The sequence below is a fragment of the Bacillus tequilensis genome (genome assembly GCF_012225885.1).
In the GTDB taxonomy this organism is placed as follows: Bacteria; Bacillota; Bacilli; order Bacillales; family Bacillaceae; genus Bacillus; species Bacillus tequilensis.
Window position 1 is genome coordinate 844082 of record NZ_CP048852.1, and the last position, 25713, is coordinate 869794.

Annotated in this window: 27 protein-coding genes and 1 pseudogene; 17 read left to right on the plus strand and 11 right to left on the minus strand. The window is 45.7% G+C overall.

What is annotated here, in order from left to right:
• Positions 1-10: 10 nt before the first annotated feature.
• The gene (gene padR / locus G4P54_RS04385; RefSeq protein ID WP_167871901.1) at positions 11-559 is read right to left on the minus strand and encodes a transcriptional regulator PadR; all 549 of its coding nucleotides are present in this window, start codon (positions 557-559) and stop codon (positions 11-13) included.
• A 125-nt stretch (positions 560-684) separates the two neighbouring features.
• Here padR and G4P54_RS04390 point away from each other — a divergent pair.
• A pseudogene (locus G4P54_RS04390) lies at positions 685-807 on the plus strand (esterase); the annotation flags it as partial.
• Between the two features lie 222 nt (positions 808-1029).
• The gene (locus G4P54_RS04395; RefSeq protein WP_167871902.1) at positions 1030-2118 is read left to right on the plus strand and encodes an acyltransferase family protein; all 1089 of its coding nucleotides are present in this window, start codon (positions 1030-1032) and stop codon (positions 2116-2118) included.
• A gap of 36 nt (positions 2119-2154) precedes the next feature.
• Here G4P54_RS04395 and G4P54_RS04400 read toward each other — a convergent pair whose 3' ends face one another.
• Together G4P54_RS04400 and G4P54_RS04405 are read right to left on the minus strand one after the other, a co-directional pair.
• A complete protein-coding gene (locus tag G4P54_RS04400; RefSeq protein WP_167871903.1) occupies positions 2155-2772 on the minus strand; it encodes a TetR/AcrR family transcriptional regulator in 618 nt (205 codons plus the stop codon).
• Positions 2738-3991 (minus strand): MFS transporter, encoded by a 1254-nt coding sequence (locus G4P54_RS04405; protein WP_167871904.1) that lies wholly within the window; start codon positions 3989-3991, stop codon positions 2738-2740. Before G4P54_RS04405 ends, G4P54_RS04400 begins: the two co-directional genes overlap by 35 nt.
• Before the next feature lie 123 nt (positions 3992-4114).
• Here G4P54_RS04405 and bstA point away from each other — a divergent pair, with 123 nt between their 5' ends.
• Positions 4115-4651 (plus strand): bacillithiol transferase BstA, encoded by a 537-nt coding sequence (gene bstA, locus G4P54_RS04410; protein ID WP_167871905.1) that lies wholly within the window; start codon positions 4115-4117, stop codon positions 4649-4651.
• On the opposite strand, the gene G4P54_RS04415 is transcribed toward bstA, so the two are convergent.
• Together G4P54_RS04415 and G4P54_RS04420 are read right to left on the minus strand one after the other, a co-directional pair.
• The gene (locus G4P54_RS04415; protein WP_167871906.1) at positions 4648-6204 is read right to left on the minus strand and encodes an MFS transporter; all 1557 of its coding nucleotides are present in this window, start codon (positions 6202-6204) and stop codon (positions 4648-4650) included. The two genes, bstA and G4P54_RS04415, sit on opposite strands and share 4 nt — an antisense overlap.
• A 95-nt stretch (positions 6205-6299) precedes the next feature.
• Entirely contained in the window at positions 6300-6782 is a 483-nt protein-coding gene (locus G4P54_RS04420) for a MarR family transcriptional regulator (RefSeq protein ID WP_167871907.1), read from the minus strand.
• 172 nt (positions 6783-6954) lie between these two features.
• Here G4P54_RS04420 and mprF point away from each other — a divergent pair, with 172 nt between their 5' ends.
• A complete protein-coding gene (gene mprF, locus G4P54_RS04425; RefSeq protein WP_024715690.1) occupies positions 6955-9525 on the plus strand; it encodes a bifunctional lysylphosphatidylglycerol flippase/synthetase MprF in 2571 nt (856 codons plus the stop codon).
• Between the two features lie 16 nt (positions 9526-9541).
• Here mprF and G4P54_RS04430 read toward each other — a convergent pair whose 3' ends face one another.
• On the minus strand, positions 9542-10519 hold the full coding sequence (locus tag G4P54_RS04430; RefSeq protein ID WP_167871908.1) for an ABC transporter substrate-binding protein: 978 nt from the start codon (positions 10517-10519) through the stop codon (positions 9542-9544).
• Positions 10520-10648: 129 nt separating this feature from the next.
• Here G4P54_RS04430 and G4P54_RS04435 point away from each other — a divergent pair, with 129 nt between their 5' ends.
• The 4 genes from G4P54_RS04435 to G4P54_RS04450 all read left to right on the plus strand — a co-directional run bounded on the left by G4P54_RS04435 (position 10649) and on the right by G4P54_RS04450 (position 14338).
• The gene (locus tag G4P54_RS04435) at positions 10649-11650 is read left to right on the plus strand and encodes a FecCD family ABC transporter permease (RefSeq protein ID WP_167871909.1); all 1002 of its coding nucleotides are present in this window, start codon (positions 10649-10651) and stop codon (positions 11648-11650) included.
• A complete protein-coding gene (locus G4P54_RS04440) occupies positions 11647-12678 on the plus strand; it encodes a FecCD family ABC transporter permease (protein WP_167871910.1) in 1032 nt (343 codons plus the stop codon). The genes G4P54_RS04435 and G4P54_RS04440 overlap by 4 nt, the downstream gene beginning before the upstream one ends.
• 111 nt (positions 12679-12789) lie before the next feature.
• Positions 12790-13671: a PhzF family phenazine biosynthesis isomerase gene (locus G4P54_RS04445; protein WP_167871911.1), complete on the plus strand. Its 882-nt coding sequence runs from the start codon at positions 12790-12792 to the stop codon at positions 13669-13671.
• Between the two features lie 82 nt (positions 13672-13753).
• Positions 13754-14338 (plus strand): nitroreductase family protein, encoded by a 585-nt coding sequence (locus G4P54_RS04450; protein ID WP_167871912.1) that lies wholly within the window; start codon positions 13754-13756, stop codon positions 14336-14338.
• Between the two features lie 38 nt (positions 14339-14376).
• Here G4P54_RS04450 and G4P54_RS04455 read toward each other — a convergent pair whose 3' ends face one another.
• From G4P54_RS04455 to G4P54_RS04465, 3 genes are all read right to left on the minus strand, one after another.
• Positions 14377-14568 (minus strand): YfhD family protein, encoded by a 192-nt coding sequence (locus tag G4P54_RS04455; RefSeq protein ID WP_167871913.1) that lies wholly within the window; start codon positions 14566-14568, stop codon positions 14377-14379.
• Between the two features lie 66 nt (positions 14569-14634).
• Entirely contained in the window at positions 14635-14745 is a 111-nt protein-coding gene (locus G4P54_RS04460) for a YfhE family protein (RefSeq protein WP_003223230.1), read from the minus strand.
• A 55-nt stretch (positions 14746-14800) separates the two neighbouring features.
• Entirely contained in the window at positions 14801-15712 is a 912-nt protein-coding gene (locus G4P54_RS04465; protein ID WP_167871914.1) for a TIGR01777 family oxidoreductase, read from the minus strand.
• 89 nt (positions 15713-15801) lie between these two features.
• On the opposite strand from G4P54_RS04465, the gene recX reads away from it, so the two are divergent.
• From recX to G4P54_RS04480, 3 genes are all read left to right on the plus strand, one after another.
• Positions 15802-16593 (plus strand): recombination regulator RecX, encoded by a 792-nt coding sequence (recX, locus tag G4P54_RS04470; RefSeq protein ID WP_167871915.1) that lies wholly within the window; start codon positions 15802-15804, stop codon positions 16591-16593.
• 7 nt (positions 16594-16600) lie between these two features.
• Complete coding sequence (locus G4P54_RS04475) at positions 16601-16921, plus strand: YfhH family protein (protein ID WP_167871916.1); 321 nt, start codon at positions 16601-16603, stop codon at positions 16919-16921.
• Positions 16922-17056: 135 nt separating this feature from the next.
• On the plus strand, positions 17057-18247 hold the full coding sequence (locus tag G4P54_RS04480; RefSeq protein WP_167871917.1) for an MFS transporter: 1191 nt from the start codon (positions 17057-17059) through the stop codon (positions 18245-18247).
• A gap of 36 nt (positions 18248-18283) precedes the next feature.
• Here G4P54_RS04480 and G4P54_RS04485 read toward each other — a convergent pair whose 3' ends face one another.
• Positions 18284-18436, minus strand: coding sequence for a small, acid-soluble spore protein K (locus tag G4P54_RS04485; protein WP_010330867.1), 153 nt, complete (start codon positions 18434-18436; stop codon positions 18284-18286).
• Positions 18437-18560: 124 nt separating this feature from the next.
• On the opposite strand from G4P54_RS04485, the gene G4P54_RS04490 reads away from it, so the two are divergent.
• The 6 genes from G4P54_RS04490 to G4P54_RS04515 all read left to right on the plus strand — a co-directional run bounded on the left by G4P54_RS04490 (position 18561) and on the right by G4P54_RS04515 (position 24637).
• Positions 18561-18830: a YfhJ family protein gene (locus G4P54_RS04490; protein ID WP_167871918.1), complete on the plus strand. Its 270-nt coding sequence runs from the start codon at positions 18561-18563 to the stop codon at positions 18828-18830.
• Between the two features lie 145 nt (positions 18831-18975).
• The gene (locus tag G4P54_RS04495) at positions 18976-19494 is read left to right on the plus strand and encodes an SH3 domain-containing protein (protein ID WP_167871919.1); all 519 of its coding nucleotides are present in this window, start codon (positions 18976-18978) and stop codon (positions 19492-19494) included.
• Between the two features lie 111 nt (positions 19495-19605).
• Positions 19606-19911, plus strand: a complete 306-nt coding sequence (locus tag G4P54_RS04500) for an SdpI family protein (protein ID WP_167871920.1) — start codon at positions 19606-19608, stop codon at positions 19909-19911.
• The gene (locus G4P54_RS04505; RefSeq protein ID WP_167871921.1) at positions 19898-20758 is read left to right on the plus strand and encodes an alpha/beta fold hydrolase; all 861 of its coding nucleotides are present in this window, start codon (positions 19898-19900) and stop codon (positions 20756-20758) included. The genes G4P54_RS04500 and G4P54_RS04505 overlap by 14 nt, the downstream gene beginning before the upstream one ends.
• 235 nt (positions 20759-20993) lie before the next feature.
• Positions 20994-21983: a glycosyltransferase family 2 protein gene (locus G4P54_RS04510; protein ID WP_167871922.1), complete on the plus strand. Its 990-nt coding sequence runs from the start codon at positions 20994-20996 to the stop codon at positions 21981-21983.
• Positions 21984-22054: 71 nt separating this feature from the next.
• On the plus strand, positions 22055-24637 hold the full coding sequence (locus G4P54_RS04515) for a YfhO family protein (RefSeq protein ID WP_167871923.1): 2583 nt from the start codon (positions 22055-22057) through the stop codon (positions 24635-24637).
• On the opposite strand, the gene G4P54_RS04520 is transcribed toward G4P54_RS04515, so the two are convergent.
• The gene (locus G4P54_RS04520; protein ID WP_167871924.1) at positions 24634-25617 is read right to left on the minus strand and encodes a metal-dependent hydrolase; all 984 of its coding nucleotides are present in this window, start codon (positions 25615-25617) and stop codon (positions 24634-24636) included. The two genes, G4P54_RS04515 and G4P54_RS04520, sit on opposite strands and share 4 nt — an antisense overlap.
• Between the last annotated feature and the right edge of the window lie 96 nt (positions 25618-25713).

Here is a 25713-nt window from a genome sequence, read left to right on the forward strand (position 1 = left end):
CCGCTCCCCGTTAATCTTTATCGATCATGGCTACTATTGATTCCAGCCAAGAAACGTAATTTTTTTCCCGCTCCAGCGCTTTCGTCAGCACAAGATAGTGGCCGAAGTCCGGTGAAGAAAACGACATCGGCTTTGCTGAGGCCATAAGCTTTTCATAGCTTTTCTGCAGGTCGGACAGCTTGGCCTTGCGTTTTTGAAGCTGGTCTGTAAATAAATCAGAAGCCTCCTGCCGCGATAGAGAAGAAATAAAATAAGCCTTCAGCATAAATTCGTCCTTCACGGTCTCCGGTATCGGCTGGTGGCGGATCAGCCAGTCATGAAGCTCCTGTTTTCCGCTGTCTGTCAGGGTGTACATCTTTTTCTCCAGCTTCGTGCCTTGAATTGTTGTCCGAAACGTAATAAACCCTTCATCCGTCAGCTTTTTGAGTTCGGGATAAATCTGGCTGTGTTTGGCGCTCCAAAACTGGCCGAGCTCCTCTTTAAAATAACTCGTAATATCGTATCCGCTCAATTCGCCTTTTCGCAGAAGCCCTAATATGGCGTATTTTAATACTCTCATGCAATCCTCCATGTCTATGGCTGTTTCACAAAAAAGATGAGCCTGTGCTCATCTGTGATCCTAACTGCCTATTCCCTTTATTATAGAAAAGGGAGAAAGGGAACACAACCTATGTCATGATTTCAGATGAAATTGTCTTCAGCAGCTTGTCTCGGTTACAAGAAGCGAGACATATCCAGCTTTGTGGCATCGGTCATATTGGCTTGCTCTCTAACAGCCAAGTGAACGGCTATATCAAAGAAGGGCTGAAGATATCCATAAAAAAATCGGCTGTCTTCGTTACAGCTGGTTTTTTTGCATTTTTCCAGCCATTTCGTCTGAGAAAATACACCAAAAAGCCAGGGATTTTGATGACATCTTAGTCAATCATACATAGCCGGATTTATGACATCAGGCACTTTTTGAAAGCGGACAGGCATGTTAAGGTACAACCATTAATTTCAAAAATTTGAAATAAAAGGAGTGCTGTTATGCAAATTAAAGAAATTTTTATGATTCGCTGCATGTCTTGCTTAAGTGTCGTTTTGCTCCATATCATTTCAATGGTTCTGATGCTTCAGGCAGAAGCTCTCGCAAATATTTCTCACACTGTTGATTCTTTCCGCACACTCCTCATGTTCAGCACGCCCGCTTTCATTTTCATCTCAGAATTTTTACTCGCCCATTCTTATCCTGGCGGGGTGCCGGACGGTTTTTTAAAGAAGCGGGGAAAAGTGATTTTCGTTCCTTTTTTATTTATCGCAGCCATCGATGCGCTGCTGATGACCAGTGCAATGGGGGAAGAAGTAACCTTTCTCGCGTTTGTGCAAAAATATCTGGCGAACGTATTGTTAGGAAACTTTATCGGATACTTCATTCTCGTCATCTTTCAATTTTACATTTTGCATATGATGTTTCATGAGTATTTGAAAAAAGCATCGCCGAAATGGGTGCTGTCCATCTCATTTGTAGTGACAGCCGCTTATTTAAGCTATTTCTCAGCAGTCAGCCCGGCTCCCGTAACAGAAGAGGGCGGGGCATTTCCATTCTTCTGGGTTCCATTCGCAGGCTGGCTTTTCTACTTTTGTCTGGCCTACTATTGCGGAAAAGAGTACAAGCGCTTTTTAGCGCTGCTGAATCAATACCGCTTAGTGATATACGGAGTCGCGCTTGCTTCTGCTGCGCTCGTTGTCACTGTTTCTTATGTCGGTGAAATCGGCATGATCAGCTCGAAACGGCCTGATATCATGCTGTATTCGACAAGCATGATTTTCTTATGCTTTCACTTGTTTTCTAAAATGAAGCACGTGCCGAAAATCATGATGTTTATCAGCAACTATTCCTTTTCGATTTATCTGCTCCATGCTTATTTTATGATCGCAGGCTACGTTTTGCTTACAAACATACCCGGAATTCCCGCCGTACCGGCAGTTCTCCTATTGTTTGCCGTGTGCATAGCCGGCCCGATCCTGACCTCATGGGCACTAAATAAATTCAAATACGGTTATTTATTTGTGGGGAAAATTTATCAGCCAAAACAGAAAAAAGCAACAGCAGAAGTGCGTGATCACGCAGGATGAAAACAAACGGCAGGAGAGAGGCTCCTGCCGTTTGTTTTATTTCCTATCCGTTTGCAGCACTGTTTTTAAATACAGCTTTGCAGATTCGGCAAGTCCAGATACATCAGCTTTTTCTTCATCAAAATAAAGGGCGCTTTGAATGATGCCGTCATTCATATTTAGGAAAAACTTCGCAATCGTCGCGAGAGGCTGCAGAGGCTGAAATTCCCCTTGCTCGATTCCTTTTTGCAATAGCTTTGAAAACCTTTCTATAAAAAGATCGTACCTTTTCTCCAAGTACAGCCGCCGTTCTTCATTCCTCCAAGCTGTCACTAAATATTCAAATTGAACCGGCGCCAGCGTATCTGCTGCATCACTAAGGCCTTCAGCCAGTTCATCCAAATAGCTTGAAATGGTATCCCAAACACTTCGATGCTGCGCAGATTCATCAAGCTTTCGGAGCCCTTCATCAAGGCCGGCTTCAATAATACGGCGAAACATCTCCTCGGTGCTTGAAAAATAAAGATAGACACCGCCTCGGCTGAAGCCTGACTCTTCCACAACGTCCTTCATTGTCGTTAATTCGAATCCCTTTCGTTTAAAAACGGTTTTGGCAGCCTCTAAAATCTCTGCCTGCCGTTTATCCTTGTGTTCCTTTGTTACTTTCGGTGACAAGATATCGCCTGCTTTCTGCAACTTTCTTACCTACAAGTGTAATCAACCCGACCATGATCAGCAAGCAGCCGCAGACAAGAAAAGCAAGTGATACACCGATCCATTCCGCAAGCACGCCCCCGCCCGCCATGCCGAGAATAGAGGCGAGAGTCGTCGCGCTTTGAATGGCGCCAAACACCCTTCCGCTGTATTCCACAGGCACTGTTGTCTGCACGAGAATTTGAAATGGAATATGGACAAGGCCGAAAGCAGCTCCCATGATGAAAAAAGCGAATATAAAAAGAATGATGCCGGCAATTCCCATGCCGCTCAGAAACGGCGCACTTCCAGTCGCTATTCCAAGAAGAAAGGCCCCAGCTGAGAAATAAAGCAAATAAGAAGTGATACTCCGTTTGCCGGCGATTACGGCTGTAAGGAGCATACCGGCTCCGCTTACGGCCATGCACCAGCCAGCCAGCTCGGGAGGAGCGCCAGAAAAGGAACGGATGAGAATGATTGCCTGCGAATCACCAATCTGCAATACAAAGAGAACAACACAAGCAGTGAGCAAGCCTGTTAAAAGAAGCGGCATCCGTTTCAATAACTGAAAGCCTTCTTTCATCGAAGCAAGTGCCGGCGTTTTTTCTTGAGGTGTAAGGGCTTTTTGTAAAAAAGCATCTCTCGGGAGGAAAAACAAAATGACAGCGGAAAGAAGAAAGGCCCCGGCGTTGATATAGAAAACAGAATGTAAAGAGACAGCGGCGATCAGCATGCCGCCGAGGGCAGGACCGAAAACTTTAGAGCTGTTATCAATGATGCTGCTGATGGAAACGGCTTGTTGAATGTGCGCTTCCGGTGCCAATTCCTTAAGCTTTCCGTTTTTAGCGGGTGAAAAAAGCGAAGAAAAACAGCTTTGAAGGCTCAGCAATAGGTAAAGCTGCCAAAGCTCACTGACATAAACGCAGCTGATAACGGTGAGGGAACGGCCGATTTCAGACAGAAACATGACCATTTTTCTATCAAAACGGTCGGCAAGCAACCCTGACACAGGACCGAGTACAATGACAGGCAGGGCAAATGACATCATTAAAAACGACATATCTAATGGAGAAGCGTGCAGCTGAAAAGCGGCTAACGTTAGCACGGCTAAAATGTGAAGCCAGTCTCCAAGTGAAGAAATGGTTTGCGAGGCTAATAGTGTCATCAATCCTTTGTGATGGCGAAACAACGATTTTCCCATGATTCATCCTCCTAATAAATAAAAATGACACATGTGTCGTTTTTATTGTAGGGGAAAAACCTGCCATATACAATCTTTTTTTTGTAAAATAAAAGAGAATCGTGAACAGAAGGGAGAACAGCCATGACAACATCCAATCTAAGCTACCCGATAGGGGAATACAAACCGAGGGAATCCGTATCAAAGGAGCAAAAAGTAAAATGGATTCAAGCGCTTGAAGAAGTGCCAGCCAAGCTGAAGCAAGCCGTTGAAGGCATGACGGACAGCCAGCTTGACACACCGTACCGGGACGGGGGATGGACCGTTCGGCAAGTTGTCCATCATCTGGCCGACAGTCATATGAACAGCTATATTCGATTTAAATTGTGTTTGACGGAAGAGACGCCGGCCATCCGTCCGTATGATGAAAAGGCGTGGTCGGAGCTAAAGGACTCGAAAACAGCGGATCCGAGCGGTTCACTCGCGCTTTTGCAGGCGCTTCACGGGAGATGGACGGCTCTTCTCCGCACTCTGACGGACAAGCAATTTCAACGCGGTTTTTATCATCCTGATTCAAAGGAGATCATAACCTTGGAGAACGCGCTCGGGCTGTATGTCTGGCACTCACATCACCATCTCGCCCATATTACGGAGCTTACCAAACGGATGGGGTGGTCTTAAGGCTTTTGCCGGTGTAAAGCCGGCAAGCTGATCGCCGCAATCACCAGCAATGAGATCACAGCCGCCGCAGCATATAAATGGCCGTAACCGCTGGCAACACTTGCATGAATGGCATCGCTTATCGCGGTTTTGACTTCAGGAACAGGAATGCGTTCGATTTGTTCTTGTAAAGAAGACACATTGGAGCTGTCGATCTGAGGCAGCATGTGCATTGCCTTCTCTGATTGTCTGCTGTCTGATAAGCGGCTCTTAATCTCATCACCGATTTGGCCAAACCCGGCTGTGATAAAACCGGCATAAAGAGTAGGCGCCAATGTCAGTCCAATTTGTCTTACTAATGAAAGCGTGCCGAGCGCTGTGCCCTTATTCGTTTTAGCCGCTTCTGATACAAGAACGTTCAGCGGAGCGCCTAACAAAAAGCCAAAACCGATTCCAGCCGCCACACTTGCGATCACAAACTCCCATTTCTCCGTCACCCAGAGAGGAAATAAAGCAAATCCCGCACATGAAATGATTCCCGAAAGAACAACGGTTTTCACCGGCCCTTTTTTGTCGGTGAGCGCTCCGCCGAGCCAAGCGCCGATTCCGGAAGCCAACGCCAGCGGAGTCATCCAATAGCCTGCTTTCGCGGCAGGGACGCCCAAATACTGCTCGACATATGCCGGGATAAAAATGACCGCCGCCAAGAGTCCGCCGGATAACAAACCGATGATAAGCGTACGTTGAAACATATTGTTCCGCAGCAGAGAATACGCCAAAATCGGATCGCCCCCGCGCATTTCAACCCGCTTTTCAAACGAGATAAGCGCTGCGAAACAGAGAATGCCAAAAACAATACATCCATACACTTTTGGATCTCCCAAACTGTTTAAAAGGTTTGCTCCGTCAAGATTCGTCATGCCGTACATCACAGCTAAAATCGACAGGGACAGAAGGAAGATTCCGGCCGTATCGAGGCGTTTAGCTTCAGGCGCTCTCGTTTCCGCAATAAAACAAGCACCGAAAACAACCAACAGCACGGCAATCGGCAAATTAATCAAAAACAGCCAATGCCAAGAACCGGTCCAATCAAGCAGAAAGCTTCCGATATTTGGTCCGAGGACAGCGGCCATCCCGTTCATCGCGCCTAGCAGCCCGAGCGCCTTTCCCTGCTTTTCCTTTGGAAGGGTCGCGAGAATGTGCGAGCTGCCGATAATGAAAATCCCGCCGCCTCCAAACGCCTGAATCAAACGTGAGATCAGAAAGATCGGGAAGCTTTGGCTTAAAGAAACGAGTAAAGAGCCAAGTCCGAACAGACAAACCTCAATCAGAAAAAGTCTCTTCCTGCCGTAGCGGTCGGAAAGCTTCCCGACGATTGGCACACTGACGCTAAGACCGAGCGTATAAAGGGTAATGCCCCATGATCCCCAGGAAGGGGAAACGGCAAACGACTCATTTATCGTTGTTAACGCAGCCGAAATAATTCCATTATCCAGCGCAGCCATAAACACCCCGATGGTAAACAGGCTGATCGTCCATTTTTGGCTTTTTGGCTTTGCCAATGCATCAGACATATTCATCACTCCCTTTTGTTCACTTAGAATATATTATTCATTTAAAGTGAACTAAATGTCAAATAAAAAAAGTCTGCCTAGACAGACTTGAAGATTTATTCTTTTTTCGCTTTTTCCAATGCTTTGGAAAGGATAGACAGCCCTTCGGAAACAGCCTGCTTTTCTTCAGGAGTCAGAAGTTCCAATGAGCGCTTTAATTTCAGATGGCCCTTTTCATAAAGCCCCCGAAAAATCCTCTTTGCATTCTCTGTCAGCTGAACAACTACTGAGCGGCGGTCCTCTTCAGAATGTGAGCGTTTGACAAACCCTGATTTCTCAAGGCGGTCAAGCAGCCCTGTTGTATTCGACAGGGAAGCCCCCATTTTTTCAGCAATCTCGCTGACCTTCAATGTTCCATGGTTGTTTAATAGCATCAGCACTTTCATTTGCGGCATGCTCATATCCAGCTTCATCCATTCGGACACATCACCGAGACCGGCAGAAGTTAAGACTTTCATATAGAGCACCCATATTTCCCGTTCCTCAGATGAAAGAATGTTTTCGTTTAATACCGTTGTATCATGTAAATTATATTTCATATCATCACTTCCTCATCATTCGCTCCACTTATCATATTACTCGATTTTCACTACTGAAAGAAAGTAAGGAGAAACTGCATTCGGGACTTTGTCCGAAAAATAACGGTAGTGTATAATGAGTTGGAGATTATTGGGGGAAGATGATCGAACAAGAATATGATTGGAGAGACCATTGCTGATTAAAAAGAATGCTTTATCAATTTTAAAAATCGCTTTTCCTATTGCTGTTTTACTATTTGTTATTTATCAATCAAAAAAAGAACTGACAAATCTGTCATTCAAACGCACGCTCATGGTCATCAACGGGCTGGAACGAACGGACTTATTCATCCTTGTATTGATTGGCTTGCTGGCTGTTGCGGCTATGTCGCTGTATGATTACGTCTTGAAACACTCGCTGCGCCTTTCGATGACAAACGGAAAGGTATTCAGGGTTTCCTGGATCGCCAATTCATTTAATAATGTGCTCGGGTTCGGCGGTTTAGCCGGAGTCGGGTTAAGAATGATGTTCTATAAGGAGCATACGAAAGACCATAAGGCGCTCGTGAAAGGAATCGCCTGGCTTACGTCATCTATGCTGCTCGGGTTATCTGTTTTCAGCATTTTCGTCGCTGCGCGGGTGCTGCCAGTGAATGAAGTGATCCAAGAAAAGCCTTGGCTGTGGGCAGTCGTTATCGGTTTCGCGCTGATTTTGCCGCTATCCTTGGCGGTGGCCAAAATAAAAGGCCGCAAAGCCGGAGACGAAGAAAATGAGGATAAAGTGAAAAATCCGATTTTCGCTTATATCGGCGCCTCTGTAGCCGAATGGCTTATGGCTGGAGCCGTCATCTATTTTGCTTTGTTCGCTATGGGGATTCATGCTGATATCAGGTATGTATTCGGAGTGTTTGTCATTGCGGCGATCGGCGGGATGATCAGCCTCGTGCCTGGCGGTTTCGGCTCGTTTGACCTTTTGTTTTTGCTCGGTATGGAGCAGCTTGGCTATCATCAGGAAGCGATTGTTACGTCAATCGTTTTGTACAGGATCGCCTATTCGTTTATTCCGTTTATTTTGGGGCTGTTCTTTGCTGCCGGCGACCTGACCGAAAATACCATGAAACGGCTCGAAACGAACCCGCGCATCGCACCGGCTATCGAGACGACAAACGTTCTGCTTGTTGTTCAGCGGGCGATATTAGTGAGAATTTTACAAGGTTCGCTTTCGCTGATTGTATTTGTTGCCGGTCTGATTGTCCTGGCTTCAGTCTCTTTGCCAATTGACAGGCTGACCGTCATCCCGCACATTCCGCGCCCGGCTCTTTTGCTGTTCAACGGCCTGTCCCTAAGCTCAGCGCTCATTCTGCTGATTTTGCCGATCGAGCTTTATAAACGGACAAAACGTTCCTATACGATGGCCATTACAGCACTTGTCGGCGGGTTTGTGTTCAGCTTCTTAAAAGGGCTCAACATCAGTGCGATATTTGTACTGCCAATGATTATCGTATTGCTTGTGCTCTTGAAAAAACAATTTGTCCGGGAACAGGCATCCTATACGCTTGGCCAAATGATATTCGCTGTGGCGCTGTTTACTGTGGCGCTCTTTAACTACAATCTGATCGCGGGCTTTATTTGGGACCGGATGAAAAAGGTGCTGCGTCACGAATATTTCGTTCACAGCACCTCGCATATCACCTATGCAACCATCATGGCGATCATCATTGTGCCGCTGTTCTTCTTCATATTTACAGTGGTGTATCATAAAAGAACGAAACCAATTGGAGAGAAAGCTGACCCTGATCGTCTTGCTGCGTTTCTTAATGAAAAAGGCGGCAACGCGCTGAGCCACCTCGGTTTTCTCGGAGATAAGCGGTTTTATTTTTCAAGTGACGGTAATGCGCTGCTTCTGTTTGGGAAAATCGCCAGAAGGCTGGTTGTGCTCGGCGATCCGTCAGGCCAAAGAGAATCGTTCCCGCTCGTGCTGGAAGAGTTTCTGAACGAAGCGCATCAAAAGGGATTCAGCGTTTTGTTTTATCAAATTGAACGAGAGGACATGGCGCTGTATCACGACTTTGGCTATAACTTCTTCAAACTGGGCGAGGAAGCCTATGTGGATTTAAACACATTCACCTTGACTGGGAAGAAAAAAGCCGGCCTTCGGGCGATCAATAACCGCTTTGAGCGAGAGGAATATACCTTTCATGTGGATCATCCCCCATTTTCAGATGCATTTTTGGAGGAGCTGAAACAAATCTCAGACGAATGGCTCGGCTCGAAAAAGGAGAAGGGATTCTCGCTCGGATTTTTTGACCCGTCATATTTACAAAAAGCGCCGATCGCCTATATGAAAAATGCAGAAGGAGAGATCATCGCATTTGCAAATGTCATGCCGATGTATCAGGAAGGGGAGATATCGGTCGATCTGATGCGTTACCGCGCCGACGCCCCGAACGGCATTATGGATGCATTGTTCATCCGCATGTTTTTATGGGCGAAGGAGGAAGGCTGCACGTCATTTAACATGGGAATGGCGCCCTTGGCCAATGTGGGCACCGCCTTTACATCCTTCTGGTCCGAAAGATTTGCCGCTGTCATTTTTAATAATGTCAGATACATGTACAGCTTCAGCGGCCTCAGAGCCTTTAAAGAAAAATACAAACCGGAGTGGCGCGGCAAATACTTGGCGTACCGGAAAAACAGATCTCTTTCTGTCACCATGTTCCTCGTCACGCGGCTGATCGGTAAAAGCAAAAAAGACTCCGTCTAACCAGACGGAGTCTTTTTTATTTCGTTTTTAAGAAATAGGTTTCAATATCATTAAGCAGAGCGTTTGCGGCTTTGATTCCGCCTGCGGTTGTCCATACGACGTCATCGACTTCATGGGCATTACCTGACTTTACAGCCTTCAGGTTTTTCCATAGTGAACTGCTTGTCCACTGATTGGCCCATTTTTCATTTTCCTTTGCATGATCGGCTTTATAGGTGAAATAAAACAGCACATCAGCATCCATGTCAGGAATCGATTCTTTACTGTCTGTTGAGAACGTAAATTGGTCCTTCTGCTTCTTGAACAGCTCCGCCTGTTTTTCAGGTCGTTTGAAGCCAAGCTGGTCTAAAATAATCCCCGAGAATGAATCGGTATAATAAATTCTTGACTCACCGGATAAAAAGCGTACGACAGAAACAGTTTTATTTGTCTGATCGCCTAGTTTGTCTTTCAAATCAGAAACGCGTTTATCAAAATCGGCAATGACTTCCTTGCCTTTGTCCGCCTTATTCACCGCGTTGGCGTACAGAGTCAGGTTATCCTTCCAGTTCCCGGCCAAAGATTCAGCGAAAACGGTCGGCGCAATCGCATGTAACTGGTCATAAATTTTTTCCTGGCGCACTTTGTTTCCAATAATCAAGTCAGGCTTTAATTCCGCGATGGCTTCCACATTCGGTTCTGTTTCAAGACCGACGTTTTTCACACCTTTCATGTCATCTTTCAGATAGTCATACCATGGGTCGCCCTTCCATGACTTTACGGCGCCGACAGGTTTAATGCCAAGCGCTAAGAGCGCCTCTGTTCCTTCATTTGTTAAAACCACAACCCGTTTTGGGCTGACTGGAATGTCGTCTGATGTCCCCATTGCATGTTTGACCGTTCTAGTTTTGCTGCTTGATCCCTCACTGCTGCTTGAACTTTCTGAACTATTGCAGGCAGAAAGCACGATAACAGCCATTAAAAATACGAATAGCATGCTGATATGCTTTTTCATCTTTTTCCTCCCGATATTGAAATTCATTATCATTTAGATCATAATAAGCAGTGTTGAGAGTGTCAATCCTTAATTGAGGAATATTCTCAAAATCACCAATACATAGTAAATCACTAGGAGAATGAGACCATGATCTGCAAAAAGGCATCTTCAAAATGGATTGTGTTAATATGTCTGATTTTGATGTTACTGGCGGCTGTCTGCGCAAGCGTTGTTTATGGCTATACAGGTACGTCATGGGGACAGGTCTTTCAGGCGTTTACTTCTTACAATGGTACAAATGAGCATGTCATCATCAAAGACGTCAGACTCCCGCGTGCACTAGTTGCCACAGTTGTCGGTGCCTCGCTTGCAGCCGCGGGTGCTCTCATGCAGGCACTCACTAAAAATCCGCTTGCGTCACCGGGGATTTTCGGCATTAACGCCGGTGCCGGTTTTTTTATTGTTGCCGGATCGTTTTTTCTCCATATTCAATCACCTCAGGCACTGGTATGGAGCTCGTTTCTCGGGGCAGCATTTACCGCTGCAATCGTGTTTGCTGCAGGCTCGCTTGGAAGGGAAGGGCTGACCCCAATCAAACTGACGCTTGCTGGGGCGGCCATGGCAGCCATGTTTTCTTCTCTGACACAAGGCTTGCTTTCTGTTAATGAACTCGAGCTTGCTCAAGTGCTTTTTTGGCTGACCGGCTCTGTACAGGGGAGGAGTCTGGATCTGCTGATAACGATGCTCCCATATGCGGCCGCGGCGCTTGTCATCAGTTTCTTTCTTGGCCAAAAAATCAATCTTCTCGTTATGGGAGAAGATGTGGCAAAAGGACTCGGCCAGAAAACGGGTCTGCTGAAATTTGTGATGGCCCTTTGTGTTGTCTTGCTGGCCGGATCTGCTGTGGCCATTGCCGGGCCGATTTCCTTTATCGGCATCATTATTCCGCACTTTGCCCGATTTATCGTCGGGAATGATTATCGCTGGGTTCTGCCCTTTTCCGCTGTTTTGGGTGCGGTTTTGCTTGTTGCCTCAGATATCGGAGCGCGGTATATCATTATGCCTCAGGAAGTTCCGGTCGGGGTCATGACGGCTATCATCGGCATGCCTGTGTTTGTGTACATCGCAAGAAGGGGGGCAAAGCTATGAAACTTCGTTTTGGCGTTACCGCGGCTGAAAAGAAAGCATGGATCGTTTTTTTGGCTCTGCTTGGATTAACAGCGGCTGTGCTGATGATAAGCGCCGGTTTCGGAAAACGGTTTATTCCGCCTTGGGATGTGGCAAAAACATTCTTTGGTGCTGGCTCCAAGCTGGATGAACTGATGATCATGTCATTCCGCATGCCGAGAATTTTGACCGCTTTATGCGCCGGCGTCTGTTTGGCAGCGGCAGGCGCGATATTGCAGGGGCTCGTCAGAAATCCTCTGGCATCTCCTGATATTATCGGAATAACGGGAGGGGCGGCGGTAGCGGTCGTGCTTGTGATGATGTTCTTTTCAGACCGCAGCAGCTCACTTGCGATCAGTCTGTCATGGCTTCCGGCGGCCGCATTTATCGGCGCCTCGGCTGTCGGACTCATCGTCTATTTCCTGGCATACAAAAATGGCGCCTCCACATTCCGGCTGGTGCTTATCGGTATCGGATTTTCAATGTCGGCGCAGGCCATGACCACTCTGCTGATGATCAAAGGCCCGATTTACCGGGCGTCACAAGCCAATGTGTATATCACTGGATCAGTGTATGGATCAAACTGGCAGCATGTAAAAATAGCAGTTATCCTATCTGTCATTCTCTTATTTATTTGTTTTATCGCGCTGAAAAATATGAATATACAGGTGCTGGGCGAAGATATTGCCGCGGGTGCTGGCAGCGCCGTGCAGCGCAATCGTTTTTTCTTGCTCCTTTTGAGTACGGCTCTTACGGGCTGCGCGGTTTCGGTGGCCGGCACAATCGGTTTTGTCGGGCTGATGGCACCACACATTGCAAGGCGCCTCGTTGGCTCGTCTTATGGCGCGCTGCTCCCGGTGTCGGCACTCATCGGGGCGTTGCTCGTTTTAACTGCTGACATTATCGGCAGAACCTTATTTGCTCCGGTGGAAGTGCCAGCCGGTGTGTTTACAGCGGCTATCGGCGCCCCTTATTTTATTTATTTGCTTTATAAAACGAGAAATTCTTGATCATGAATCCCATTTTCCAACAAAAGAAAATGGGTTTTTAAATTGGGTGAAAATTCATAATTATTTTTGCTATACTGACAGGAGACATTGATAAAGAAAGGGCGCAGACAAGTGAAAGAAATAGAGGTATTAAAATACGAAGCATTTACAAGCAGTCCCGGCAAAGGAAACCCTGCCGGCGTCGTATTGCAGGGGGATGATTACACTGTAGAAGAGATGCAGACCATAGCTGAGCATGCCGGATATTCAGAAACCACCTTTATCAAGAAAAGCGAGTCAGCTGATCTGGAACTCCGTTACTTTACCCCCGGGCACGAAATGAATTTGTGCGGACATGCAACTGTCGCTTCTCTTTATGCTTTATGTGAAAAAGGAATGCTGGAGAGCGGTCAAACGTACAGCATCCAAACGAAAGCGGGTATCCTGCCTGTGAAAATTGCTGAAAAAAAAGGCCGAGTCCATATCACGCTTGAACAGGCTTCTCCGCAGTTCAAACCATTTACAGGCGATCGGGAAAAACTTGCGGGCGCACTGGGAATCACGGAAGAAGATTTTCATGAAAACCTTCCGATTGTTTTTGGCAGCACTGGCATATGGACAGCCATCGTTCCGCTTCGATCATTGGAGGCCTCCAAAAAAATGGTGCCTGACAACAAACAATTTCCGGAAGTGTTAGTTGATCTGCCAAAGGCTTCAGTCCACCCGTTTACTTTTGAAACTGTTTATCCCGACAGCCATCTTCACGGACGGCACTTTTCATCCCCGTATTCGGGAACGATAGAAGACCCAGTGACCGGTACAGCATCCGGCGTGATGGGGGCTTATATGAAACAGTACGGCCGTGCCGATCAGCGTGAATTTATCATTGAACAAGGGCAGGAAATAGGAAAGGACGGGAAAGTGAAAATTGAAATCAGTGAAGAAGGCGGCAATATGAAAGTAAACATGACAGGAACAGCCGTGTACTCAGAAACCCGTATTCTGAAAATCTAGGAAGATGGTTTACAACAAGATGCACTTTCCGTTATCATTATAAATGATAATCATTTTCAATTGCTTAGGAAGGTGAAACGGTATGCCTCAAACCGAACAGATACATCGACATTCATCACTGCGGGACATCATACGCAGCAGAAGGTCAATTCGAAAATTCAAACAAGAGCCAGTGCCTTCAGCTGTCATTCTTGACATGCTTGAAACGGCAAAATATGCGCCAAATCACAGAGTGACAGAGCCGTGGAGATTTATTTACGTTTCCAGTGAGACAGGAAAAGCCAGCCTGATCAACACATTTGCTTCATTTTCTCAAAAAGCAAAGCCGGATATGACAGAGGAGAAGCTGCAAAATTTCAAAAACACACTTGGGCGTGTCCCGGGATTTCTGCTCGTCGTATTCCAACAAGATGAAAACGAAAGAGCGCGAGACGATGATTTTGCGGCAACCAGCTCATTGATCCAAAACCTTCAGCTGCTCGCCTGGGAAAAAGGAATCGGCATGGTTTGGAAAAGCGGCAAAATCCTTTACGACAAAGAGGTGCATCAGGCCTTTGGTTTACAGGATAATGAACGCTTCGCCGCGATCATACAAACGGGCTATCCCGACGAAGCGCCGGAAGTGAAAAAACGCACGCCGATCCGAGAACGGTTCACCGAGATGTAAAAAACCCCCTGTCTCAAACGGAGACAAGGGGTTTTTCATTAACGGGATTTCTGTTTCGCTCTGTTGTCGGCTGCTTTCGCACGCTCTTGCGCTTTGCGGTCATCCGCATCAGCAAGCTCGCTTGAATATTCTTCATAAACGCCGTCAGTTTCCCTTTTTAATGCGTCGGGAACTTGAGGAAGCTTTTGTTTGTTTTTATCACGGTTTTTGTGGATATGATTTCTGCCCATATCAAATTCCCCCTAAAAAGTGATATCAAACAAACATAGTATCTGGCTTTAAGAGGCTATGTATTCCTACTTTCGCTTAGCAGCTTTTTCCGCTTTTTTAAATTCGCCTGAATAAAGAACTTCCTGCATTTTCTTTAGGTTAGCGCCTTGCTGATGCTTCTCCCTCTTCTTTTCCATAAAAAAGGACCTCCTTCAACCATGTTATTCTTAAGGTTGACGCTTCCTTCCGTTTTTATACAGCCTTTCCGTCCGTTATCAGCTGTGAGAGTGCGAATTCAAGATCTGAATATGTAAAACGAAATCCAGAGGTGATCGCTTTTTTAGGGAGAGCGCGCTGTCCTTTCACAATCAAAAGACTCATTTCACCCAATGCTTTTGATAAAAACAATTCCGGGACAGGGAGCCAGTGCGGGCGGCGCTTCACCCGTGCAATCGTTTTTCCGAATGGCTTCATTTCCACGGGATTGGACGCGGTGACATTCATGGGCCCTGAGATGCCGGCGTTTTCCATCGCGAATCGGATCATCTGGGCGGCATCTTCAACATGAATCCATGACAGCCACTGTCTGCCTGTTCCGATCGTTCCGCCGGCCAGAAGCTTGTAGGGGAGAACCATGAGCGGGAGAGCGCCCTTTTCTCCAAGCATTACGCCAAACCTCGCATAAACCGTCCGGATGCCCATCGCCTCAATGTTCTGTCCTTCCTTTTCCCACATATGTGCAGTATGGCTGAGAAAATCCTCATCTGACGTTGGAGAATCCTCTGTGAAGGTTTTCTCAAGACTTGTGCCGTAAATGCCCACTGCACTCGCCTGAATCAGCGCCTTCGGTTTTTCCTTTTGTTTATGAATAAGCCGCTGCACCTCACGTGTCGCATTGATCCGGCTGGAGAGAATGTGCTGTTTTGTTTTTTCTGTCCAGCGGCCAAAAATCGATTTTCCCGCAAGATTTACCCAGACATCAATATGAGGAAGCTCCTGCTCCGGCGCGGCTCCTTCCGTCAGCCATTGGACATAGGTGATATTTTTTTGTTCAGTTTCCCTTGCGTTTCTTGATAAAATATAAACATGATGTCCCTGGCGCGTTAGAACGCCTGTCAAATGCTGACCGAGAAAACCGGTTCCGCCCGTCATTGCGATATTCATGAACATCTCTCCTCATTCGTTCTAATACATATACTTTACCTTATATTCCGAAAAGAAAACGAGTGTCAGGCCTGAGAAGGGAGATTAAGATGCCATTTATTACAAAAATATCAGCGCAAAAAAAGAATACGGAACGCTTTAATATTTTTCTGGATGAAAAATATGCCTTTAGTGTGGATGCGGACGTGCTCGTGAAATTTGATCTCAAAAAGGGAAAAGAGCTCGATGATCTTGACATCGTTGAGATTCAATACGGAGACGAGGTGAAAAAAGGCTTCAACCGTGCACTTGAATTTTTATCCTACCGGATGAGGTCAATGAAAGAAGTTGAGGACCACTTAAAGAAAAAAGAAACCTCGGCGCCCGTCATTGCGGAAGTCATCCATAAGCTCAACGACTACAAGTACTTAAACGATCAGGAATTTGCCGCGGCTTATGTCAGCACCCATAAAAAAACGAACGGAAAAGGCCCTGACGTTTTATTCAGAGAGCTGAGAGCGAAGGGGATCGACGACGATACCATTAAGGAGGCGCTAAGTTCCTTTTCCTTTGAAGATCAGACGAGAGAAGCGGTCAAGCATGTAGAAAAGCTTCTCAAAAAAGATAAAAAGCTTTCGACGAAAGAGCTCAAGCAGCGCGCCAAAATGCAGCTTCAGCGCAAGGGCTTCTCATTTGATGTTATTAACGCGGCGCTTGAGCAGATTGAATACGAAAATGATGAAGACACAGAGAAAGAAGCGCTGCGCCTGCATGCGGAAAAAGCGATAAGAAAATACCGCTATGACGGCTCCTATGAAAGCGCCATGAAGGTCAAACAATTTTTATTCCGCAAAGGATTCTCACTCGATTTAATCGAGCAATTTCTGCAGGAAGAGGAGTAGCTGAAAAATGGAGAAACGATACAGTCAAATGACACCGCACGAACTCAATACCGAAATCGCGTTACTTTCTGAAAAAGCAAGAAAGGCCGAACAGCATGGGATTATAAATGAACTGGCAGTGCTGGAACGGAAAATCACGATGGCAAAAGCCTATTTGCTGAACCCGGAAGATTTCTCACCGGGAGCTACGTATCGTGTGGAAGACTCTGGTGACGAGTTCACCATCAGCTATTTAAATGGCGTTTTCGCATGGGGATACAGAACCGCGTCCCCTGATCAAGAGGAGGCGCTGCCAATCTCGGTATTGAAAGAAAAGAAGCAAGCGTAACATGGAGGCTGAATATCAGCCTCTTTTTTTGTGCAGCACATTCACACGAAACCTTAAAGAAAAAATCATTGAATTCCCTCCAAAAATCTTTTAAGATGAACCTCGTTGTTTTTTAAATCAAAGGAGGCGATGACGTTGAGTATCAAAAACCCATCTGTAAAATTTATAATATTTGTTCTTATGATTTGTACATTTTCAATTGGATACACAGAATACGCGGTCATGGGGATTTTGACGTCGATTGCCAATGACTTTCATATACAGGTTTCATCTGCGGGGCTACTTGTCACAGCTTATGCGGCAAGCGTCTGTTTGACAGGCCCGATCGTCACCATCATTTCCGTCAAGCTCCCGAGAAAACCTGTGCTGCTTGGGCTGATGGCGATTTTTATCCTTTCCAATCTGATGAGCGCACTGGCGCCGAATTTTGCGGTGCTGGCCGTTTCAAGAATTTTCTCTGCATCCATTCATGGGGCTTTTTTTGCGATCGCTATGGTATTTGCCAGTGAAATGGTCCCGCCGGAAAAGCGTGCTGCAGCCGCCGCCTCAATGAACGGCGGGCTGACTGTTGCTCTGATGCTCGGTGTTCCATTCGGCTCTTATCTCGGAGATGTCCTGAACTGGAGAGCTGTATTCTCCATCATTACGGCACTTGGCGTTATTGGATTTCTCGGCCTCATGGCTGCTGTGCCGAACAGAAAACCGAAAGTGATCCCAATGCTTATGAAGGAGTGGGGGGTATTTACACACAAACAGGTGCTGTATTCCTTTGCAATTACGATTTTAGGCTATTCCGGCGTCTTTATCGCCTACACCTTTATTGAACCGATTTTGAGACATTCAGCCGGATTCGGCACCATCGGCATTACAGGCGCTCTCTTTGCATATGGATTAGGGGGCGTTGCGGGGAATTTCTTTGCGGGAAAAGTGCCGCTTCCTTTGCTGACACGGACGATGATCGGCGTGCTGGCCGGTTTGATCGGTGTGCTGGCCGTATTTCCTTATATCTCCGTTTACCCGGCCGCAGCCATTGTTGCGACGTTCTTATTTGGGGCATGTGCATTTGGCACGCCGCCTCTGCTGCAAACGAAGGTCATTTCCTCTTCTGAGAGCGGCACAACCATTGCCGCCGCTGTCAGCGTATCGGCGTTTAACCTAGCTAATGCCCTCGGTGCGTGGATCGGAGGAATGATTTTAAGCGGAACAGGCTCTTATTCCTGGCTGTTTGCGGGCGGAGCGCTGATGACCGCAGGCGGCCTCGTGCTTTCGACCTTCGCACATGTATCAGAAAAGAAGAGCGTTTATGAGTATCAAGTCAATAAATGATAAAAAAACAGCTGCAGGGCATGCAGCTGTTCTTCTTTACCGTTTGCCGGAAGCTCTCATTTTTTCTTGAGGATGCTGGTTGATGGAGCCGTCAGCACGCTTTGAAGCATAGTCGTCCTTTGCTCTCGGTTCACCCTGAAATTTGTTTTCGTTTTCGTAAGGAAATCCTTTTTCTTTATTCCGGACCATGTCATTTCCCCCTAGGTTCGAGATCAAAAAGTTGCGTCTTTCCAGTTGAAGACGTAAGGTTAGTATATGGAGAACAGAACGTTTTAAAGCGTCATTTATTTCCTGAAGAAAGGAGACTGCACACATGAATACGTACATTGAGAAACTGACAAATCTGCTTCTGGAAAAGAACGATATGATCAGCTATATACAGGCAAAAACATGGGTGGAATTGCTATGGAGCGACTTTGAAGCAACCTATGCAAAAGCCGGACACGCCTATCAGGGTGAAAAAATGACCGAAAAAATCGTCTCACAATGGATTGAAAACTATGGCGGCCAGCTCCACCTTTTTCAAAGCCCCCGTGATGACGTGAATGATTACTTAAATCAAAGCAAAGGCCTTTTGCATTAAAAAAACCTGCCGTTATCGACCGGCAGGTTTTTTCATTTTCTTAAAATTACCTTAACAGGCAGAAAAAATAAAAAAACAGGGTTTCGCCAGCCGGTCAATCAGGGAATACCACTTATATCTTGTCAAATGCGAGGAGGAGCTTTAGATGAAAAAGAAACAAGTATTGCTCGCTTTAACAGCTGCCGCAGGCCTGAGTTTATCAGCACTTTATTCCGCTCCCGCAGCACAAGCTGCACCCCTTCACGACATATCTGCCAGTATGCCATCATCTGATACTTACATCATAAAAGCAGGAAAGCTGAATGTCCGGACTGAACCAAATCATAAAGGTGACATTCTCGGCACTTTATCGTCAGAACAAAAAATCACAGTCAACGGATTTGCAAATGACGACTGGGCTCAGATTCACTTCAAAGGAAAAAAAGCATATATTTCAACACACTTCTTAATGAAAACCGCAAGCCAAGCGAAAACAGCAAAACAGACAGCTTTTTATGCGCCGACACCTGAAAATGGAAAAGCCAAACAGCTCTCCTCAGGAACAGAGGTAACATTACTTGGGTGGGGATTCAGTAAAAACGGCGGCTTTGACTTCACTTGGGCGTTCGTGGATGATGGCGGAGTGAAGGGCTATATCAAGACAAAGGACTTGCAATCACGATAAATAAGGCAGGCTGAGGCTTGTCTTTTTGCCTATGCATGAAACATTTCTTCTTTCCGTACGTAACAATGAGAGAGGAGATGATGATATGGCAGGTAAGTCGGCGGAGGGCTCATGGTCATTGCAGGTATATTGATCAAACTGTTTCCTCCCACATCCATCAACAGTGTATACGGATACAGAACGAAACGCTCAATGTCAGATCAAAGATTATGGAATGAAGCGAACAATTATAGTGCATCATTGATGATCCTGTCAGGCTTGGTGATTGCGGCATTTGGTTTGCTGCTGAAGTCAAACTTGATCATTCTTCAGCTCATCCTGCTGCTTGCCGCCTGTGTCATTACGTTTATGCTGACGGAGAAAAGGCTGAAAAACATGATGTGCAATCAAGGAGGAGATAGAAGTGGACGGAGTTAAATGCCAGTTTGTCAAAACAAACGGAATCACGCTCCACGTTGCAGCCGCAGGACCGGAGGATGGCCCGTTGCTTGTGTTGCTCCATGGGTTTCCTGAGTTTTGGTACGGCTGGAAAAATCAAATCAAACCGCTCGCCGATGCGGGTTACCGGGTGATTGCTCCCGACCAGCGGGGCTACAATCTCAGTGACAAACCGGACGGAATTGATTCTTATCGGATTGATACATTAAGAGATGATATCATCGGGCTTATTACGCAGTTCACTGATGAAAAAGCAATTGTCATCGGGCATGACTGGGGAGGGGCAGTCGCATGGCATTTGGCTTCAACAAGCCCGGAATATGTTGAAAAGCTGATCGCCATCAACATTCCGCACCCGCACATCATGAAAACCGTAACGCCAATTTATCCGCCGCAATGGCTGAAAAGTTCGTATATCGCATTCTTCCAGCTGCCTGATATACCGGAGGCCTCGCTAAAGGAAAATGATTATGAAACTTTAGACAAGGCGATTGGATTATCATCCCGTCCTGAGCTTTTTACGTCAGAGGATGTCAGCAGATACAAAGAAGCGTGGAAACAGCCCGGTGCCCTGACAGCTATGCTAAACTGGTACAGAGCCCTCAGAAAAGGCAGCCGTGCAGAGAAAACCACTTGCGAAACAGCACCCTACCGGATGATCTGGGGAATGGAAGACCGCTTTTTAAGCAGAAAGCTTGCGAAAGAGACGGAAAGGCATTGCCCGAATGGACATCTCATTTTTGTTGATGAAGCCTCCCATTGGATTAACCATGAAAAGCCAGCCATCGTCAATCATCTGATTTTAGAATATCTTACAAACGAATAAGTCAGGTTTTATTTACAATCCGTCTGTCATAATGGCAGACTTTTTCTGTGTGTTTTTTTCATAGTCTGTTTTAAACATGACAAAATAACATTAAAAATCGTGAATGTTTCACCATAAAAATGTAACAAAAAACAGGTTTAAACGACTTTAAAAAAAGGAATAGCCTTACTGAAGATTTGTGCAAAACTCCCCTAAGGCAATACTTAAAAAAGAATAATAAAAAGAAGGTGCCTTAATGAAGCAAGGATTAATCTCGATTATTATCCCGTCTTACAATGAAGGGTATAATGTCAAACTCATTCATGAATCTTTGATAAAGGAATTCAAAAGCATTCATTATGACTATGAAATATTCTTCATAAATGACGGAAGTGTTGATGACACGCTTCAGCAGATCAAAGACTTGGCAGCCGAATACAGCCGGGTAAAATACATATCTTTTTCTCGAAACTTCGGAAAAGAAGCCGCGATTCTGGCGGGCTTTGAGCATGTTCAAGGCGAGGCGGTTATTGTAATGGACGCCGATCTGCAGCATCCGACTTATTTGCTGAAGGAATTTATCAAAGGCTACGAAGAAGGCTATGATCAAGTCATTGCTCAAAGGAACCGAAAAGGAGACAGCCCTGTCCGCTCACTCCTGTCATCTATGTATTACAAGTTCATCAATAAAGCGGTGGAGGTTGATTTGCGTGACGGTGTCGGAGATTTTCGGCTGTTAAGCCGGCAAGCTGTCAACGCTCTTTTGAAGCTGAGTGAAGGCAACCGTTTCTCAAAAGGCTTGTTTTGCTGGATCGGCTTCGATCAGAAAATTGTATTTTATGAAAATGTAGAACGAAAAAACGGCACATCAAAATGGTCGTTCAGCAGTCTGTTTAACTACGGGATGGACGGCGTCGTTTCATTTAATCATAAACCGCTGAGAATATGTTTTTACACAGGCATTTTCATCTTGCTGCTTTCCATCATTTATATCATTGCCACATTCGTTAAAATTCTGACTAACGGCATTTCTGTGCCCGGATATTTCACCATTATCTCGGCGGTGTTATTTCTCGGCGGAGTACAGCTGTTAAGCCTCGGAATCATAGGCGAATATATTGGCCGTATCTATTATGAAACAAAAAAACGCCCGCATTATTTGATTAAAGAAGCGAATATCCCGAACAAAGACCTGCCTGAAACGAACGAATTGGAAAACATGCGGCGTCTGACAAAAATGCACTGAAATCACCAAGCGCCATTGGCAGTGCTTTTTTTGCGTGTCTACGATTTCAAAGGCAAGACTGGAGAATTCATATGAAAAGAAAATATGTCATGATCTATGCGGCCAGTCTGTTGGTATCCGTTCTGGCACACGTTTTTTTTGTGAAAGAGTGGGCGGACGGCAGATATATGACAGGTCCTGGTGACGGGCTTGCGCAAATGATCGTCTTTAAAAAATTATTATTTGATCAATATACACACGGTAATTTTTTCTACAATTATTCATTCGGACTCGGCGGCGGTACATACAGTCAGCTCGGCTATTATTTTTCTGCCTCCTTTCTTTTTCTTGCGGTATCCGCCGCCGTCTGGCTGCTTCAAGCCATTCAGCTGATCGGAGAAGCGGATGCGCTTTTTTGGGCGGAGTCAGCTGTTTTTATCAGTATTTTTAAACTGAGTCTGATCATTTTTACTGCCGCTTCTGTTTTTCACTATCTTCTTAAGAACAGAGCGGCGTCGTTTACGGGAGCCGTATTATACGGTGCCTCGATCATTTATTTCCGCCACGAAGCGTATTGGGAATTCTTTACCGATACAATGATTTGGCTTCCGCTGCTTGTGCTCGGAGCGGAAAAAATCATGAGAGAGCGGCGTCCGGCATGGTTTATCGTCGCGTGTTCGCTGACGTTAATCAACAATTTTTACTTTGCATATATAAACCTCATATTCATTGGGCTCTACGTGCTGTTCAGATGGCTGATTCGACTGGAAAAGCATGAAGAGAAGAGATGGATCCAACTCAGAATGTTTTTGGTGTCAGGGATCATTTCTTTCGGAATCAGTGCGGCGGCGTTTGTGCCAGTGGTATACGGTTATTTAAACAACCTGCGCCCCCCGTACAGCCAGAAAATAGAGTGGCTGAATTTCGATGATAATATCTTATTTTCAAGCCGGATCATCATTGTCCCGGCCGCCTTTCTGCTGTTTTTGTTTATTGTTTCTTTTTACAAAAACCGCGTGTTTCGTCTCTTTGCCGGATTGAGCCTGCTGTTTATTCTTTTTCATTTCAGCCCGTATGCGGCCAGCGCATTTAACGGCTTTTCCGCTCCGCAAAACCGGTTTGAATATGTTCTGGCCTTTACCATTGCGGGAGCAGCTGCGGCGGGCCTGTCACAGCTGTCTGAACTGAAATGGAAAGAACTGCTCCCGGCCATAGCTGTTGTCCTGCTTCTTTACTTGTATCATATCCAAAGGTATGAGCTGGATATATGGAAGCCTGCGAATGAAAGCATCTTATTGCTCTTATTCCTGACAATCGCCGCCCTATTTGCTGCAGCCTTCACGAAAAAACGGGCAAAAGCGGCTGTGTACGGTGTGATCATTCTTTCTTCGCTGTTTGTCGCCAATATTTATCAAAAATACGCGCTCTCAGAAGGAGGCGATCTGGACAGTGTAACAAAAGCATATCTCACGGGTGAGGAATACAAAGGGCAAGAATCTTCTGAGCTCATCAGGCGTTTACAGAAGAAAGACGATGATCCGCTCATGAGAATTGACTGGATGAACGGAGTCTTCAATAATACGCCAATCATTTACGGATTTAATGGATTCAGCGTATATTCCAGCATCTTAAACCAGCATTTGCTGACCTTCTATTGGAATGATCTGAATATCGATATGGGGAGGGAAAGCGTCAGCCGTTATGCGTCATTGGGAGACAGGGCGAATGTATACAGCCTGCTTTACGGCAAATATTACATGACGGAAAAAACAAACGAAGCCAACGTGCCATACGGCTTCAAAAAGGATGTAGAATCGGAGCATTATGCAGTTTACAAAAATCAATACATGCTTCCTTTCGTCAAAACAGCCGAGGCCGTATACAGCGAAAGCGAGCTGGACAAATTGCCCGCTGTTGCGAAAGAACAGGCAATGCTAAAAGGAATTGTATTAGCAGATGCAACGGGGAAAACGGAGCAGGCGCCAAAACTGGCCAATCTCATGGCCGAGTCGGACATCACCGCAAAGCATGCCGATTATCAAAACGGACTGCTCACTGTGACTGGAGAAAACGGAGGAGAACTGATCATCACCCCGAAACATGCCTCATCCGCTCCGGGAGACTACTATGTCAGCTTTTATTTGAAAAGCAAAGCAAAAGATAAAGGATTTACGTTAAAGGTTAATGATTATGTCACAACGAGGAAATCGAACAAATCGATTTATAAAACCGGAGTAAATGATATAACGGTCAGAGTGCCTAAATCAGACGATATCTCAATCAAGCTTCCGAAAGGAACGTATGAGCTGAAAAACATAGCGCTTTATGAAGAAAACTACAAAACGCTGAAAAGCGCAGTGCAGCGCAACAAAACAGATAAAGCAGACAATCTGAAATGGGATAAAAATAAGCTGACATTTTCCTATCATCTTTCAAAAGACAAGTACATCATGCTTCCAATCCCTTATGAAAAAGGCTGGGAGCTGAAGATCAACGGAAAAACACAGACGATCGAAAAAGCGGACTATGCTTTCATAGGCTTTAAGGCGCAAAAGGGAGACAATCACATTGAACTGGTCTACTATCCGCCATACTTTAAAATATCGGCACTCATATCTCTCGTCAGTCTGCTGCTTGCTGTTTTATATATAAGACGAAAAAAAGCCCGGCTCTAAACAGAGCCGAGCTTTAATTTTTTCTGAAGCTTTTCTTCGCTGAATATCCATCCTGTATAAGACGACCGAATCGTGAGATCATGGCCGATATGAACGATGGCGACAAACGGATAATGGCCTTTGCTCCGATAACGCAGGTCAATGAATCTCACCTCGTAATGATCTTTAAACGTATCCACTTCCCACCGGTACACCGGAGAAAATGACAGAAACGCCGCGATGTTATCATCCTGCTTTGCTGCATGCATCACGTCAGTTTCAGGAACAGGCACCCGATTAAATGTATCGAGAATGACTACATGGCCTTCCATGCTTCTTCCTACATAGAAAGCATGTGCTGTCGTCACGGCGATCCTCCACTGCCGGAATTTCATCGTTGGAGAAATGATAATGCTTTCGATCTCATCATGAATCATCTCATGAAGCTTCCGTTTGATTCTCAGCTGCATGATCAGGCGTACCAAATAATAGCCTGCCAATATGATATATAAGCTGAGAAATGTGATGCCGGGATTGCCGCCCGCATACCAAATCGCGATAGCCGCCAGATGGCTGATAAAAATAAACGGATCAAACGTATTGATCAGACCGAGAGCGACCCATTTTTTCGAAAACGGCCGTATGGCTTGTGTTCCGTATGCGTTAAAGATATCAACAAAGACATGCAGCACGACTGCCAGCAGTGTCCATAGCCACAGATGCAGAAAATTGGCCTGCGGGTAAAATAAAAACAGAATTGACGGAATGATGACAGACCAAAACAAAACGGCGGGAATGGAATGGGTGAATCCTCTGTGATTTCTTATATAAACAGCATTATTTTTAAGCTTTAACACAGTATCAATATCCGGAGCCTGAGAGCCCGCAAGCGTGGCGATCATAATAGCGTGAGCCATTGCCGGATCTGATCCGACAACAGGGTCCAGTGTTGCAATGCCGCCAAGTGCGATGCCCATCACGACATGTGTGCCCGTATCCATACTTGACCTCCTTGCAGGGTTGTGTCCTGCACATTCACTTTTGTAAGATATTCCCCGTTTTCATATACCCAATTTTTAAACCGATTCAATCGTTCT